Raw genomic sequence first — 15,599 nt, forward strand, 5'->3', positions numbered from 1 at the left:
GCAACCGTCATGCCGTCGTGCACGCGGGCGGTGCAGCGGCCACATCGCTGCGGCCGCGCCCGCGCTTACTTCCATGCCGCGCAGCGCGTCTCCTGCTTGGTCGTGAACGCCTGCTCGCCCGGAATCGTCGCGAGCACCTTGTAGTAGTCCCACGGCTCCTTCGATTCCGACGGCTTCTTCACTTCCATCAGGTACATGTCGTGAATCATGCTGCCGTCCTGGCGGATGTAGCCCTTCGCGTAGAAGTCGTTGATCTTGGCCTTCTTCAGCTCGGCCATCACCTTGTCGGAGTCGGTCGTGCCGGCCGCCTGGACCGCCTTCAGGTAGGTCGTCACCGACGAGTAGTCGGCCGCCTGCAGGCTCGACGGCATCTTCTTCATCTTGCCGAAGTAGCGCTGCGCCCACTGGCGCGCCGTCGCGTCGCGGTTCCAGTACCAGCTGTCGGTCAGCACGAGGCCCTGCGTCGTCTCGAGGCCGAGGCTGTGCACGTCGTTGATGAACATCAGCAGCGCGGCGATCTTCATCGTCTTCGTGATGCCGAACTCCTTCGCGGCCTTGATCGAGTTGATCGTGTCGCCGCCCGCGTTCGCGAGGCCGAGGATCTGCGCCTTGGACGACTGCGCCTGCAGCAGGAACGACGAGAAGTCCGACGCCGACAGCGGGTGCCGCACCGTGCCGAGCACCTGGCCGCCGCTCGCCTTCACGACGTCCGACGTGTTCTTCTCGAGCGCCTTGCCGAATGCGTAGTCGGCGGTCAGGAAGAACCAGCTCTTGCCGCCCTGCTTCACCACCGCCGAGCCGGTGCCCTTCGCGAGTGCCATCGTGTCGTATGCGTAGTGGACCGTGTACGGCGTGCACTGCTCGTTGGTCAGCGTGTCGGCGCCCGCGCCGATGTTGATGTAGACCTTCTTCTTCTCGGCCGCGACCTGGTTCATCGACAGCGCGGTCGCGGAGTTCGTGCCGCCGACCAGCAGGTCGAGCCCGCCGCGGTCCATCCATTCGCGCGCCTTCGACGCGGCGATGTCCGCCTTGTTCTGGTGATCGGCATAGACGACCTCGATCGGCTTGCCGAGCACCTTGCCGCCGAAGTCGGCGACCGCCATCCGGATCGCCTCGAGGCCGCCCTGCCCGTCGATGTCCGCGTACAGCCCCGACATGTCGGTGATGAAGCCGATCTTCACGCTATCCGCGGCGTGTGCGGCGCCGGCGGTGAACGCTGCGGTCGCGACCGCCAGACACGCGTGTGCGAGGGTCTTCATTTTCATTGACGTCTCCTGTTGTTCTGATGCGTTGTGGTTGTTCGTAGGCCGCCACGGCTAGCGGCAAGGGAAACGGGGCGGCGTCACACCCCGAGCAGGTCGTGAAGGATCGGCATCTTGCCTTCCAGTTCGGATGAGCGGAAATGCTCGACGATGCGGCCATGTTCCATCACGTAGAAGCGGTCGGCGAGCGGCGCGGCGAAGCGGAAATTCTGTTCGACCATCACGACCGTGTAGCCGCGCGCCTTCAGCGCGACGATCATGCGCGCGAGCGCCTGCACGATCACCGGCGCGAGGCCTTCGGAAATTTCATCGAGCAGCAGCAGGTTCGCGCCGGTGCGCAGGATCCGCGCCACCGCGAGCATCTGCTGCTCGCCGCCGGACAGCCGCGTGCCCTGGCTCTGCCGGCGCGACGCGAGGTTCGGGAACATCGTGTAGATCTCGTCGAGCGACATCGCGTGCTCGCGCGGGCCGATCGGCGGCGGCAGCATCAGGTTCTCCTCGCACGACAGGCTCGAGAAGATTCCGCGCTCCTCCGGGCAATAGCCGACGCCGAAATGCGCGATGCGGTGCGTCGCGAGGCCGATCGTCTCGTTGCCCGAAACCTTGATCGAGCCGCTGCGGCGGCCGGTGAGGCCCATGATCGCGCGCAGCGTCGTGGTGCGGCCCGCGCCGTTGCGGCCGAGCAGCGTGACGACCTCGCCGCGATGAACGCTCAGGTCGACACCGTGCAATATGTGGGATTCCCCGTACCAGGCCTCGAGGCCCGTGATCTCCAGCGCGGGCGTGCCGCTCTCGACGCCGCTCAATTCGCGTTCCTCCCGTTCGCTGTGCTTCATGCGTGCGCCCCCGCGAGCGCCGCATCGGCGCTGCCCATGTAGGCCTCGATCACCAGCGGATTCTTCGACACTTCCGCATACGAGCCCTCGGCCAGCACTTCGCCGCGTTGCAGGACGGTGATCGTGTCGGAGATGCCCGCGATCACGTTCATGTTGTGCTCGACCATCAGGATCGTGCGGCCGCTCGCCACCTTCTTGATCAGCGCGGTCACGCGATCGACGTCCTCGTGGCCCATCCCTTGCGTGGGCTCGTCGAGCAGCATCAGTTCGGGTTCCATCGCGAGCGTCGTCGCGATCTCGAGCGCGCGCTTGCGGCCGTATGCGAGTTCGACCGTCGGCACGTGCGCGAAATCGGTGAGGCCGACCTGCGTGAGGAGATCCATCGCGCGATCGTCGAGGCGCCGCAACGTGCGCTCGCTGCGCCAGAAGTGGAATTCAGTCCCGAGCGCGCGCTGCAGACCGATGCGCACGTTCTGCAACGCGGTCAGGTGCGGGAATACCGCCGAGATCTGGAAGGAACGAATGATGCCGCGCCGCGCGACCTGCGCGGGCCGCTCGTCGGTGATGTCGATGCCGTTGAAGACGATCTGGCCGGCCGTCGGTGTCAGGAACTTGGTCAGCAGGTTGAAGCAGGTGGTCTTGCCCGCGCCGTTCGGTCCGATCAACGCATGGATCGCGCCGCGCCGCACACGCAGGTTGACACCGTTCACGGCGGTGAAGCCCCTGAATTCCTTCGTCAGTCCGCGTGTTTCGAGAATCGTGTCGCCGAGAATCATGTTCCCTTCCGTACGAAGTCAGGCGAAGCACCGGGAGGATTCGCGCAAGCGACCGCGAACAAGTCCGCGGATCAGCGGGCTGCCCCCGGGGCGCCGTATTACGCCTCGAGGGTGGTCTCCCGCGCCGACGCGTATGCACACTGCGCAACATTGTCGCGCCGTTGGTGCAGTGCAATCATCGGGATTTGCACTTATAGGGCGGGCTGCCATATCGGGCGCGGCTGAGCGAGAATTTTCGACGCGCTATTTTGACGCGCGCATCATCGAGGTGCGCATGCTCGCATCGGACGTGCCTGATTGAACGCATGCATGTGACGCTGCGCGTCATGTCGTCGCGCAAAAAAAAGCCGCGTGACATAAGCGATAAGCGGGTGCGCGAAGCAATTGCCGTGCGCATCGCCGGCCCGTGTCATTGTGATGCTCGCGCGTCACCTTTGCTTCGCATAGCGAAACAGCGGGCGCTCGGATGACAGCCCGCTGTCGCGCGTGTCAGCGTGGCGTCACGCAGCCGTCATCGTCGCGTCCATTCGCACCTGCGTCGCGTCGTGCGCCGCGCGTCGATCGGCGCGAATCATGTCGCTTGCGCGCTCGGCGATCATCAGCGTCGGCGAATTCGTGTTGCCCGACGTGATGAACGGCATCACCGATGCGTCGACGATCCGCAGCCCGGCGATGCCGCGCACGCGCAGCCGGCTGTCGACGACGGCACGCGCGTCGTCCGCGCGCCCCATCCGGCACGTACCGACCGGATGGAAGATCGTCGTGCCGACCGCGCCCGCCGCTTCGATCAGTTCGGCTTCGGTCCGGTATCGCTCGCCCGGCAGGATCTCCTCCGGACGGTAGCGCGCGAGCGCCGGCGCGGATGCGATGCGGCGCGTGAGGCGCAGCGCGTTCGCGGCGACCTGGCGATCGTGGTCGGTCGACAGATAGTTCGGTGCGATCGACGGCGCCACGCCGGCATCGGGGCTCGCGATATGCACGCTGCCGCGCGAACTCGGCCGCAGATGGCAGACGGACGCCGTAAAGGCGTTGAAGCTGTGCAGCGGCTCGCCGAAGCGCTCGAGCGACAGCGGCTGCACGTGATATTCGAGATCGGGGCGCGTGAGCGCGGGATCGTCGGGATCGGATTTTGCGAACGCGCCGAGCTGGGACGGCGCCATCGACATCGGCCCGCGTTGCAGCAGCGCGTATTCGGCACCGATCATCAGCTTGCCCCACCAGTGCGCGGACAGCGTGTTCAACGTGCGCACGCCTTCGACGCGAAATGCCATCCGCAGCTGCAGGTGATCCTGCAGGTTCTCGCCGACGCCCGGCAGGTCCTGCACGACGTCGATGCCGAGCGCCTGCAGCCGTGCGCCCGCACCGATGCCCGACAGTTCGAGCAGCTGCGGCGAATTCACCGCGCCGGCGGTCAGCAGCACTTCGGCGCGTGCGTGCGCGACGTAGTCGGTGCCGCCGCCGCGATATTCGACGCCGACCGCGCGCCGCCCGTCGAAGATCACGCGCTGCGCATGCGCGCCGGTTATCACGGTCAGGTTCGGGCGCGTCATCGCGGGGCGCAGGAACGCTTTCGACGTATTCCAGCGCACGCCGCGCTTCTGGTTCACCTCGAAATAGCCGACCCCGCTGTTGTCGCCGCGGTTGAAATCGTCGGTCGCCGGGATGCCCGTCTGCTGCGCGGCCTGCGCGAACGATTCGAGGATCTCCCAGCGCAGCCGCTGCTTCTCGACGCGCCAGTAGCCGCCTGCGCCGTGTGCGTCGCTCGCACCCGCGTGGTGGTCCTCGCTGCGCTTGAAGATCGGCAGCACGCTGTCCCACGACCAGCCCGCGTCGCCGGTTTCCTGCGCCCAGCTGTCGTAATCCTCGCGCTGGCCGCGCATGTAGATCATCCCGTTGATCGACGAGCAGCCGCCGAGCACGCGACCGCGCGGATACGACAGTGCGCGGCCGTTGAGCGCCGCCTCCGGCTGTGTCTTGTACAGCCAGTCCGTGCGTGGATTGCCGATGCAGTACAGATAGCCGACCGGGATGTGGATCCAGTGATAGTCGTCCTTGCCGCCCGCTTCGAGCAGCAGCACGCGGATCTCGGGATCCTCGGTCAGGCGGTTCGCGAGCACGCAGCCTGCGGTGCCCGCGCCGACGATCACGTAATCGAATTCGCCCTCGAGCGTGCGTTGAGTCGTCACGACTTGTCTCCTGTCGACCCGAGTTAGCGCTTCAGCGCTTACTCGGGTCCCATGGCGTGGTTGGATGGAGTTGGCGCTTCAGCGCTTACTCCATCCCCACGGCGGTCGACTCGAGTTAGCGCTTTAGCGCTTACTCGGGTCCCATGCTTTGCGGTCGACCCGAGTTGGCGCTTTAGCGCTTACTCGTGCCCCGTGCTTTGCGGTCGACCCGAGTTAGCACTTCATCGCTTACTCGTGCCCCATGCAAAGCGCATTGTTGTGTCCCGCGCGGCGCAATCCCGCGCGTCGTTTTCAGCATAGTGCGTCGCAGGCGACGCGATCGATGAAGCGTACTCCGCCTGCCATCCGCCGATCCAATGAGTTATGCTGAACTGCGTTATAAGCTGCGCTCATATCACGACGATGGATCTCACCCTGCTCCGTGCGTTCGCGACGGTCGCCCGCGAAGGCAACCTGACGCGCGCCGCCGTGCAGTTGCACCTGACGCAGCCGGCCGTCAGCCTGCAGATCAAGCATCTGCAGGAAACGCTCGGCGTCACGCTGTTCACGCGCACGTCGCGCGGGCTCGCGCTCACACGCGACGGCCAGACGCTGCTGCCGCATGCGGAGCGCGCGCTGGCCGCAGCCGCCGACGTGCAGCGCGCCGCTGCCGCGCTGCGGCACGAGGTGCGCGGCCGGTTGCGGATCGGCACGATCCTCGACCCCGGTTTCCTGCGGCTCGGCGGCTTCCTGCGCGCGCTGGTCGAAACCCATCCGCAGATAGAAACCGCGCTGCGGCACGGGATGTCCGGCTGGGTGCTCGAGCAGGTGCGCGCGCGGGCGCTCGACGTCGGCTACTACATCGGCCGGCCCGGCGAGGACGAGCCGCGCGACGACACGCTGTTCCACACGGTCACGCTCACGCGTTTCCAGTACCGCGTGCTCGCGCCGGCCGGCTGGAAGGAGCGCGTGCAGCGCGCGCACGACTGGCGCGCGCTCGCCGCGCTGCCGTGGATCTGGACGCCGCCGGCGTCCGCCCATCACCGGCTGCTGTCGCGGCTGTTCGCGGCGGCCGGCGCGCAGCCGGTGAAGGTCGCCGAGGTCGACCAGGAGCAGTCGATGCTCGATCTCGTGAAATCGGGGATCGGGTTGACGCTCGCGCGGGACTCGACCGCGCTGGCCGAAGCGCACGCGCACGCGCTGACGATCGTCGAACGCGTGACGGTGCCGACCGAGCTGACTTTCGTGGCGCTCGTCGAACGGCGCGACGAACCGGCAATCGCGGCCGCGCTGCGACTGATCGAGACGCAGTGGGCGATATGAGCGTGGCTGATGTCGGTGTGACAGGTCGTGCAGTGGACTTTTGCGGCTGACTTGCGGATCTTGCGGATCTTTCAAATCGCCAACTCGCCCGCGCATGACCGGCGAAATCACATACGAGTCCCAATCGCCCGCTCCGCGTCGCGTTGCCGCGCGCCAGTCGCTCGTCACGCCACCATCGCAGGCTTTTTGCTAGATTGTCCGTTCGCACACCGCGAGACCCCTGATTGAAGGAGACCCGCATGGCCCGCAACATCGAGATCAAAGCCCGCGCCCGCGAATTCGACCAGCTGCGCGAACGCGCCGCGACGCTCGCAACCGAAGCACCGCTCTTCTACCGCCAGCAGGATTTCTTCTACGACGTGCCGCGCGGCCGGCTGAAGCTGCGCCGCTTCGAAGACGGCACGCCGGCCGAACTGATCTTCTACCAGCGCGACGATCGCGACGGTCCGAAAGCGTCGTACTACACGCGCAGCCCGGTCACGAACCCGGACGCGATGCACTCGCTGCTCGCGACTGCGCTGACCACGCGCGGCATCGTGACGAAGGAACGGCACGTGTACCTCGTCGGCCGCACGCGGATCCACCTCGACCGCGTCGACGGCCTCGGCGACTTCATCGAACTGGAAGTGGTGCTCGGCCCCGACGACGACGAAGCCGGGGGCGAAGCCGAGGCGCATGACGTGTTCGAGAAGCTCGGCGTGGCGCACGAGGATCTCGTCGCGGTCGCGTACGTCGACCTGCTGAACGCCGACGCGCAATCCGCAGCGGCCTGATCGAGCCCTATCCGCGGCGCCGCCTTGCGCCCCGCCGCCAGCCCTGCCGCCGCGTCACGCGGCGCCGGGCGCCAGGTGCGCGAGCGGCAGCGCGCCATTGCGCTTGAACGTCGTCAGTACGATGTTCGAGCGCACGCTGTCGACGCCCGGCACGCGCATCAGCTTCTTCATCACGAACTGCGACAGCGCGTTGAGATCCGGCGCGACGATCCGCAGCAGATAGTCGGCATCGCCAACCACTGCATGGCATTCGAGCACCTCGGGCAGCACGTCGATCTGCTGCTGGAACTGCTCGATGATCGAATCGCCGTGGTGCTTGAGCTTCAGGCTCGTGAACGCGGTGACGCCGAGCCCGAGCTTTTCGGGGCGCAACATCACGCGATAGCCTTCGATCACGCCGGCCGCCTCGAGCCGCTGCAGCCGCCGGCCGATCTGCGACGGCGACAGCGGCACCTCCTCGCCGAGCTGCTGGTGCGTCGCGCGGCCGAAGCGCTGCAGCACGTCGAGAAGCGCGAGATCGAAGTGATCGAGTTCCAGCATGAGCATTCTCCGCATTAATTCCTGTTTTGATGCGCGATTATCGCATCATCAAGCGAATCAACGCCATCTTTGCGCCCATTCCGCATGTCCCCCGCTCTACACTTGCATGGTTCCCATCACAGCGTGCAGAGCCTCACCATGTCCACCGTCGTCACCGCAAAACTGCAGGAGCAGTTCGATGCGGGCCTCGAAACCCGCGCCGATTTCACCATCGACCAGCCGCTCGAACGTTACGGCCAGGTCGACCACGCGGTGTGGCAGCAGCTCTATGCGCGCCAGTCGGCGCTGCTGCGCGGTCGCGCGTGCGACGCGTTCGTCGCCGGGCTCGGGAAGATCGACCTGCCGGCCGATCGCGTGCCGTCGTTCGCCGACGTGAACCGCCAGCTGAAGCCGGCCACCGGCTGGGAAATCGTCGCGGTGCCGGGCCTCGTGCCCGATCGCGTGTTCTTCGAGCACCTCGCGAACCGGCGGTTTCCGGTCACCTGGTGGATGCGCCGCCCGGACCAGCTCGACTACCTGCAGGAACCCGACTGCTTCCACGACCTGTTCGGCCACGTGCCGTTGCTGATCGAGCCGGTGTTCGCCGACTACATGCAGGCCTACGGCCGCACCGCGCTCGCGGTCGCGGACGACGAAGCGGCGCTCGCGCGGCTGGCGCGCCTCTACTGGTATACGGTGGAATTCGGCCTGATCCGCGACCCGCAGGGCACGAACGGGCTGTCGATCTACGGCGCCGGGATCGTGTCGAGCAAGGGCGAGAGCCTCTACAGTCTCGAAAGCGCGGCGCCGAACCGGCTCGGTTTCGACCTCGAGCGCGTGATGCGCACGCGGTACCGGATCGACACGTTCCAGAAGACCTACTTCGTAATCGACGATTTCGCGCAGCTGTTCGCGCTGGCCGACGTCGACGGCCGCGCGCTGGCCGACCGGCTGGCCGCGCAGCCCGAATTCGCGGCCGGCGCGGTATGCGATGGCGATCTCGTGCTGCATCGCGGCACGGGAGAAGGCTGGCCGGACGACGCGGACGCGTAAGGCCGCGGCCCGCGCCGGCGTGATTCGTGCACCGGCGCCGGCCTTCCGATGCCCGCCTTCCGATGCCCGTCGCCAGATGGCCGTCCCCGGATGCCCGTCACCGAATGCTCTTCACCGGATGCCCGTCGCCCAACTATGAAACAATGACCGGTACCGGCTTTGCCGCGTGGCCTTTGCTCGCGTGCGGGCGCCGTTACCGAACGAGGTGCAACATGATCCACAAGCTCACATCAGAAGAACGCAAGACCCGGCTCGAAGGCCTGCCGCACTGGACGGCCGTGCCGGGCCGCGACGCGATCCAGCGCAGCCTGCGCTTCGCCGATTTCAACGAGGCCTTCGGCTTCATGACGCGCGTCGCGATCAAGGCGCAGGAAATGAACCACCATCCGGAATGGTTCAACGTATACAACCGCGTCGACGTGACGCTGTCGACCCACGATGCGGACGGCCTGACCGAGCGCGACATCGCGCTCGCGACGTTCATCGACCAGGTGTGCGCACATACCCAACCGGCCGCCTGAGGTCGTCCTCTACCGCCGCGCGTCTTTCGACGCGCGGCGCGTCAACTTTTCATTTCGATGAACGTTTTCTAGGATGTACTCAGCGAAAGCCTTCAACTTTCCAAGCCATCCTTAAGGCGCACGTAAGTCTCGTACGCTTTCCGCGCCCTGGGGTCCAAACCTTCCAGTTGCAGCGCGCTTGCGCGCTGTACAATCAGCAGCGCATACGGCTTGGAGAGCGCGCTGGCCTCTTCGCAGAGTTTGAGTTCGTCGCCGCTCGACGGCGAGCGGGCGCGCCAGAAATTGATCGCGGCTTCGAGGTCGTGGATCGAAATATCGGACATGATTGGATTTAATCGTTCGCTGGCCGCCATGCTTGATGTCAGGCGATGCGGCGCCCCTGTGGAAACGGCGTCGTGCTGTCCGCGTGCCTGAACCGCCAACCCATTGTACTTGAGCGAACTTCATGCGACTCCTTCTGATCGAAGACGACCGCCCCATCGCACGCGGTATCCAGAGCAGCCTCGAGCAGGCTGGCTTCACCGTCGACATGGTGCATGACGGCATCTTTGCCGAACAGGCGCTGGCACAGAACCGCCACGAACTCGTGATCCTCGACCTCGGCCTGCCGGGCATCGACGGGATGACGCTGCTCACGCGTTTCCGCCAGACCAACCGCCACACGCCGGTCATCGTGCTGACCGCGCGCGACGAACTGAACGACCGGATCCAGGGCCTGAACTCCGGCGCCGACGACTACATGCTCAAGCCGTTCGAGCCGGCCGAGCTCGAAGCGCGCATCCGCGCGGTGATGCGCCGCAGCGGCCCGCACAGCGACATGCCGCGTCCGGAAGTGTCGCTCGGCGGCGTCCGCCTGTCGGGCGTCGATCGCCGCATCTTCAACGACGACAAGCCGCTCGAACTGTCGCCGCGCGAATTCGCGGTGCTGGAAATGCTGCTGCTGCGTCACGGCCGCGTCGTCAGCAAGGCCCAGCTGCAGGATCACCTCACGCACTTCGGCGGCGATCTCGGCGACACCGCAATCGAAGTCTACGTGCATCGCGTGCGCAAGAAACTCGAGCAGTGCCGCGTCGAAATCGTCACGGTGCGCGGCTTCGGCTATCTGCTGCAGGAAATCCGCCAGACCGCGAGCGTCTGAGCGGCGCCGCACGCCCGCCGGCCGCGTGCCGCCGGCGAGCCGCCCTGCCCGCGTCGCCGTCCGGCGCACGTCCGCGCCGCTCCCCGTGAGCGGCGCTTATCCATTTGCCCGTCGAAATGTCTTCTGATCCGGCTGTGACCACCAGCCTGCGCCGCTCGCTGCTCCGGCGCCTCGCCGCGCCGCTGTCGATGCTCGCGCTGATGAGCGGCCTGATCGCCTACTGGCTCGCGTGGCAATACACGCAACACGTGATCGACCGCTCGCTCGCCGACCTCGCGACCGCCATCTCCAAACAGATCCAGATCGCCGGCCCCGACGCGCCGTTCACGGTGCCGCCGCTCGCGCAGGCGATGTTCTCCGATCCGGCCGAGGCGCTGATCTACCGGATCAGCGACGGCGAGCAGGAACTCGCCGGCGATCCGAAACTGCCGCTGCGGGGCATCAACGTGCGCCGCATGCATCACGCGTACGTGTTCGAGGCCGAGTACGACAACCGCGCGGTGCGGGTCGCGCAGGTGCGCGTCGAGGAAGTCGACGGCGGCCGGCCGATGGTGGTCGAGGTCGCGCAGCCGGTGCGGCACCGTTACCGGATCGCGGCCGAATTCCTCGTCGCGATCATGATGCCGCTGCTGCTGCTGCTGCTCGCGGGCTGGGGCATCGTGTGGCGCGTCGTGAACCAGCAGCTCGGCCCGCTCACGCATCTCGCCGATTCGCTGAACCGGCAGACCCACACGTCGCTGGAGCCGGTCGACGAAACCGACGTGCCGCTCGAGATCCGGCCGCTGACGAGCGCGATGAACGCGCTGCTCGGCCGCCTGAAGACCGCGCTCGACGCGCAGCGCAAGTTCATCGCCGATGCCGCGCACCAGCTGCGCACGCCGCTCACGGCCGTGAAGCTGCATGCCGAGCAGGCCGCCGTCGCACGCGACTCGCAGCAGACCTATGCCGCGGTGCGCGAACTGCGCGCGGCCGCCGACCGCGCGGTGCGGCTGTCGAACCAGCTGCTGTCGCTCGCACGCGCGGAGCCGGGCGAACAGGCCGCGCGTTTCGTCGACGTCGACCTGGCCGCGATGGCGTTCGAGACGGGTGCCGAATGGGTGCCGCGCGCGCTCGCGTCGCATGTCGACCTCGGCTTCCAGCGCAGCGACGATCCCGGCGAAGACGAAACGCTGAACGTGCGCGGCAACCCCGTGCTGCTGCGCGAGGTGATCGCGAACCTGCTCGACAATGCGTTGAAATACGTGCCGCTCGCCCGGCCGCACGGGGCGCGGATCACGGTGAACGTCGCGCGCGGCGCGCTCGAGACCGGCGAAGCGGCCGCCGAGATCGTCGTCGAGGACAACGGCCCGGGCGTCCCGGCCAATCAGCAGGCCGACCTGTTCAAGCGCTTCTTCCGTGGCGACGCGCAAAGCGGCAACGGCGTCGAGACGGGCGCCGGGCTCGGGCTCGCGATCGTGCACGACATCATCGCGATGCACGGCGGCACGGTGTCGTACGAGGATGCATCGGAAGGCGGTTCGCGCTTCGTGGTGCGGGTGCCGCTCGCCAAGCGCACCGGGAAGCCGGCGAGCGAGACGCCGGCCGCCGCGCCGACGCACTGAGGCACGCGCGGCGAACCCTCATCAGGCTGGATGGACGGCCGAGTGGCGGCCATCCGGCGGTGAAGCAGCCGCGCGATGCGCGGCCTCACCGGTCACTTCTTCTTTTTCTTGTCCTTCGCGCCGGACTCGGACTTGCCGTCCTTCCTGTCCTTCTTCTTTTTCTTCTTGCCGTCGTCGTCCGGCGTGGCGAGCAGCGTGCCGCGGCATGCGGTCGCGCCGCAATGGCACGCGTATTCCCGCTTGAGTTTCTTCGTCAGCTTCTCGTCGATCACCAGGCCGTAGTCGTAGAACAGCTCTTCTTCCGGCCCGATGTCGCGCAGTGCGTGGATGAACACGCGGCCCTTGATCTCCTCGGCCTCGCAGTTCGGCGCGCACGAATGGTTGATCCAGCGCGCGCTGTTGCCGTCGATCTTGCCGTCGATCACCCCGCCCTCTTCCAGTGCGAAGTAGAACGTATGGTTCGGCTCGTTCGGGTCGTGCGGATGGCGGCGCAGCGCTTCCTTCCACGAAATTCGCTCGCCCTTGTATTCCACTACGCGTTCGCCGGCCTTGATCGGCTCCACCGCGAACACGCCCTTGCCGTGAACTCCCGAGCGGCGTACCGCGATCCTGCGTGAACTCATCGAACGAATCCTTTGAAGACGACTTGAATGGAAGACGGCCGCGCTGTCGTTTTGCGCGGCCCTGCGTCGCGCAAAACGAAAACGCGGCACCGGTCGGTGCCGCGTCGGGACATGCGGCGAATCACCCGCATCCTACACGTTCAAGATTGCTTCGCTCAACATCGCGCGCAATATTGCGCGCATGACGCTCAGCGCTGGCCGAATGCGATGTCGCCGAACAACGCCTTGTGCTCGCGCGGCTGCGAACGCCAGTACTGCGGCGGCGCCGACACCTGCGCGCCGAGCTCGGCAGCCGCATGCCACGGCCAGCGCGGGTCGTACAGCATCGCGCGCGCCATCGCGACGAAATCGGCGTCGCCCGACTCGATCAGCCGGTTCGCATGCGCGGGATCGTTGATCAGGCCGACCGCGATCGTCGGCATCCCGACCGCCCGCTTCACCGCCTGCGCGAACGGCACCTGGTAACCGGGCGACAGCGGAATCTTCTGCAGCGGCGACACGCCGCCGGACGACACGTCGATCCAGTCGCAGCCGCGCTGCTTCAGCTCGTGCGCAAACGCGATCGTGTCCTCGAGTTCCCAGCCGCCCTCGACCCAGTCGGTCGCCGACACGCGCACGCCGACCGGCCGGTCCGCCGGAAACGCCGCGCGCACGATCTCGAAGATCTCGAGCGGAAAGCGCATCCGGTTTTCGCGCGAGCCGCCGTATTCGTCGGTACGCTGGTTCGCAAGCGGCGACAGGAACTGATGCAGCAGGTAGCCGTGCGCCGCATGCACCTCGATCGCATCGATGCCGAGGCGCGCGGCACGCTTCGCGCTGGCGGCGAACGCGTCGCGGATCCGGTTCAGGCCGGCCGCGTCGAGCGCGAGCGGCGGCGTCTCGCCGTCCTTGTGCGGCAGGGCCGACGGCGCATGCGGCAGCCAGCCGCCATCGGCGACGGACACGAGCTGGCCGCCCTTCCACGGCACCTCGCTCGACGCCTTGCGCCCCGCGTGCGACAGCTGCATCGCGACGCGGACCGGCGAATGTTTGCGGATCGCCGCCAGCACGGGCTTGAGCGCTGCTTCGGTCGCGTCGTCCCACAAACCGAGGTCGCCGGCCGTGATGCGCCCGTCGGGTTCGACCGCGGTCGCTTCGATGCAGAGCAGGCCCGCGCCGGACAGCGCGAGATGGCCCAGGTGAATCATGTGCCAGTCGGTCGCCTCGCCGCGCTCGGCCGAGTACTGGCACATCGGGGAGATCACGATCCGGTTCGGAACGGTCACGCCGCGCAGCGTGAACGGGGAAAACAGCGCAGTCATGGAGGCCGCTCGCCAGGAAAGGGAAACAGCGGACGAGCGTAGCATGCGGGCTCGAAGCCTGCTGGCGGCCGGTTCGGCAGTAAGCGGATGGTCAGGTAGCGCCGGCGTACCGCCGGCAGCGATGCCGCGCGCACACGGCATGCAGCGGTGCGCCGGCCGGCAAGGCCTGCGGGCCGGTCACACGCGGTGCCGCTCGCTCGGGATCAAAGCCCGACGCTGTCGAGCCACTCCGCGAACATGCGTCGCGCGGCCGCCTCCAGCGCGGGACCGTGCTGCACGGTGTCGGCGCGCAGCTGGCGTGCGTCGATGCCCGGTGTTGACGCGATTTCGCCGGCGTTGCCGATCAGCCACGGTTCGAAGCGGTCGGCACGGATTTCGGGATGGCATTGCAGCGCCAGCACGTGCTGCCCCCACGCGAACGCCTGGTGGCGGCAGGCCGGTGTCGAGGCCAGATGGATCGCGCCGCCCGGCAGGTCGAACGTATCGCCGTGCCAGTGCAGCATCGAGGTCGCCGCGCCGTCGAGATGGCGCAGAGGCGACGCGCGGCCCGCGTCGGTGAGCGTCAGCGGCGCCCAGCCGAGTTCCTTCTGCGCAGCCGGATAGACGCGCGCACCGAGCGCGCGGGCGATGAACTGCGCGCCAAGGCAGATGCCGAGGATCGGCAGCCCGGCGTCGATGCGCTGGCGCACGAGCGCCGTGAGCGGCGCGATCGACGGATACTGCGCGTCTTCGTACACGCTGAGTGGCCCGCCGAGCATCACGAGCAGCGCCGGCTTGAGCGCGTCGAGCACCTCGACGCGCGACGCGCCGACGTCGACGTAGCGCACCCGCCGCCCGCGCGCCCCGAGCACCTGCTCGAAGCTGCCGAGGTCCTCGAAATGCACGTGGCGGATCGCCACCACTTCAGCGTTCATCATCGGCCTCCCGGTCGATCGACGGACGTCAGCCGGCGAACACCTTCCAGGTCTTCTTTTGCGTTGCCGCGTCGGCTTCTTCGTGCACCGAACAGTCGAGACGCAGATCGCTGTCGGCCATCGACAGGTCGAGCGCCGCGCAGTGATGCACGGTCTTCTTCGACTGCTTGCCCGGCTGGAAATGCGTGCACGTCAGGCACATGCGCTGCGGCGGCGTCGCGCCGGCCACCTGCAGTTCGCGCAGCGTCTTCAGCAGCGCGCGGTACAGCGCGCCCTGCTCGTCCGCGCCGAGCTTGCCGACCGCCTTCGTCAGGAATTCCGGCCATTGCAGCGCCTTCTTCGCCGCGGTACGGCCGCGGGCCGACAGGCGCACGGCAAGCGCGCGGCCGTCGTCCAGCGCGCGGCGCTTCTCGACGAGCCCCTTCGTCTCGAGCGTGCTGACCGCATCGCTGGTGGTCGCAGCCGTGAGCTGCGTCTCGCGCGCGATCTCGCCGAGCCGCATCGGGCCCTTGCGTTGCAGCAGCAGCACGAGGATCTCGCCCTGCGTCGGCGTGAGGCCCGCGCCTTCCGCCCAATCCCATGCCTGGCTTCGCATGGCCGTACTCAACCGCAGCAAGCTGTGGGTCACACGTCCCGAAGCCTGATTCCCGTAAACGCCTTCGCTCATAGTCTTTTCGCTTTGCCGCCGCCCGGATTGCCGAGCAGCCGTAGTGTGGAGATCGAATGTCTATCTCAAAACAGACGCTCATCGAGGAGCGTCGACACGGCCGTCGCGAGGCACACGCGGCGGTCGC

16 protein-coding genes are annotated in these 15,599 nt (G+C 67.3%); 6 read left to right on the top strand and 10 right to left on the bottom strand.

The window, feature by feature from the left end:
• Positions 1-65: 65 nt before the first annotated feature.
• The 4 genes from DID98_RS23245 to DID98_RS23260 all read right to left on the bottom strand — a co-directional run bounded on the left by DID98_RS23245 (position 66) and on the right by DID98_RS23260 (position 5,060).
• Positions 66-1,265: an ABC transporter substrate-binding protein gene (locus tag DID98_RS23245; protein WP_044845227.1), complete on the bottom strand. Its 1,200-nt coding sequence runs from the start codon at positions 1,263-1,265 to the stop codon at positions 66-68.
• A gap of 77 nt (positions 1,266-1,342) precedes the next feature.
• Positions 1,343-2,098 (bottom strand): ABC transporter ATP-binding protein, encoded by a 756-nt coding sequence (locus tag DID98_RS23250; RefSeq protein ID WP_124486816.1) that lies wholly within the window; start codon positions 2,096-2,098, stop codon positions 1,343-1,345.
• Complete coding sequence (locus DID98_RS23255; protein ID WP_040142748.1) at positions 2,095-2,874, bottom strand: ABC transporter ATP-binding protein; 780 nt, start codon at positions 2,872-2,874, stop codon at positions 2,095-2,097. Before DID98_RS23255 ends, DID98_RS23250 begins: the two co-directional genes overlap by 4 nt.
• Before the next feature lie 500 nt (positions 2,875-3,374).
• Positions 3,375-5,060, bottom strand: coding sequence for a GMC family oxidoreductase (locus tag DID98_RS23260; protein WP_124571495.1), 1,686 nt, complete (start codon positions 5,058-5,060; stop codon positions 3,375-3,377).
• 402 nt (positions 5,061-5,462) lie between these two features.
• Between DID98_RS23260 and DID98_RS23270 the strand changes: the two genes are divergently transcribed.
• Both DID98_RS23270 and DID98_RS23275 read left to right on the top strand, forming a co-directional pair.
• Positions 5,463-6,362, top strand: coding sequence for a LysR family transcriptional regulator (locus DID98_RS23270; RefSeq protein WP_044845224.1), 900 nt, complete (start codon positions 5,463-5,465; stop codon positions 6,360-6,362).
• A 239-nt stretch (positions 6,363-6,601) separates the two neighbouring features.
• Positions 6,602-7,135 (top strand): class IV adenylate cyclase, encoded by a 534-nt coding sequence (locus DID98_RS23275; RefSeq protein ID WP_124571496.1) that lies wholly within the window; start codon positions 6,602-6,604, stop codon positions 7,133-7,135.
• 54 nt (positions 7,136-7,189) lie between these two features.
• Here DID98_RS23275 and DID98_RS23280 read toward each other — a convergent pair whose 3' ends face one another.
• The gene (locus tag DID98_RS23280) at positions 7,190-7,675 is read right to left on the bottom strand and encodes an Lrp/AsnC family transcriptional regulator (RefSeq protein ID WP_006408082.1); all 486 of its coding nucleotides are present in this window, start codon (positions 7,673-7,675) and stop codon (positions 7,190-7,192) included.
• 138 nt (positions 7,676-7,813) lie between these two features.
• Between DID98_RS23280 and phhA the strand changes: the two genes are divergently transcribed.
• Together phhA and DID98_RS23290 are read left to right on the top strand one after the other, a co-directional pair.
• Positions 7,814-8,707, top strand: coding sequence for a phenylalanine 4-monooxygenase (gene phhA, locus DID98_RS23285; RefSeq protein WP_044845222.1), 894 nt, complete (start codon positions 7,814-7,816; stop codon positions 8,705-8,707).
• A 212-nt stretch (positions 8,708-8,919) separates the two neighbouring features.
• Positions 8,920-9,228: a 4a-hydroxytetrahydrobiopterin dehydratase gene (locus tag DID98_RS23290; protein WP_044845221.1), complete on the top strand. Its 309-nt coding sequence runs from the start codon at positions 8,920-8,922 to the stop codon at positions 9,226-9,228.
• 92 nt (positions 9,229-9,320) lie between these two features.
• Here DID98_RS23290 and DID98_RS23295 read toward each other — a convergent pair whose 3' ends face one another.
• Positions 9,321-9,551: a DUF3717 domain-containing protein gene (locus DID98_RS23295; RefSeq protein WP_044845220.1), complete on the bottom strand. Its 231-nt coding sequence runs from the start codon at positions 9,549-9,551 to the stop codon at positions 9,321-9,323.
• 122 nt (positions 9,552-9,673) lie between these two features.
• On the opposite strand from DID98_RS23295, the gene DID98_RS23300 reads away from it, so the two are divergent.
• Together DID98_RS23300 and DID98_RS23305 are read left to right on the top strand one after the other, a co-directional pair.
• Positions 9,674-10,366, top strand: coding sequence for a response regulator transcription factor (locus tag DID98_RS23300; protein ID WP_006401494.1), 693 nt, complete (start codon positions 9,674-9,676; stop codon positions 10,364-10,366).
• A gap of 116 nt (positions 10,367-10,482) precedes the next feature.
• Entirely contained in the window at positions 10,483-11,967 is a 1,485-nt protein-coding gene (locus tag DID98_RS23305) for a sensor histidine kinase (RefSeq protein ID WP_124571497.1), read from the top strand.
• A 92-nt stretch (positions 11,968-12,059) separates the two neighbouring features.
• Here DID98_RS23305 and DID98_RS23310 read toward each other — a convergent pair whose 3' ends face one another.
• The 4 genes from DID98_RS23310 to DID98_RS23325 form a co-directional block, all read right to left on the bottom strand.
• Positions 12,060-12,590, bottom strand: a complete 531-nt coding sequence (locus DID98_RS23310) for an SET domain-containing protein (protein WP_124486811.1) — start codon at positions 12,588-12,590, stop codon at positions 12,060-12,062.
• A gap of 188 nt (positions 12,591-12,778) precedes the next feature.
• Complete coding sequence (locus DID98_RS23315) at positions 12,779-13,891, bottom strand: NADH:flavin oxidoreductase/NADH oxidase (RefSeq protein ID WP_124571498.1); 1,113 nt, start codon at positions 13,889-13,891, stop codon at positions 12,779-12,781.
• Positions 13,892-14,094: 203 nt separating this feature from the next.
• On the bottom strand, positions 14,095-14,805 hold the full coding sequence (locus tag DID98_RS23320; protein WP_124520510.1) for a glutamine amidotransferase: 711 nt from the start codon (positions 14,803-14,805) through the stop codon (positions 14,095-14,097).
• Between the two features lie 28 nt (positions 14,806-14,833).
• Positions 14,834-15,472 (bottom strand): MarR family winged helix-turn-helix transcriptional regulator, encoded by a 639-nt coding sequence (locus DID98_RS23325; protein ID WP_044845216.1) that lies wholly within the window; start codon positions 15,470-15,472, stop codon positions 14,834-14,836.
• Positions 15,473-15,599: the final 127 nt, after the last annotated feature.

This window comes from Burkholderia sp. Bp8984, assembly GCF_003853755.1.
Taxonomy (GTDB): domain Bacteria; phylum Pseudomonadota; class Gammaproteobacteria; order Burkholderiales; family Burkholderiaceae; genus Burkholderia.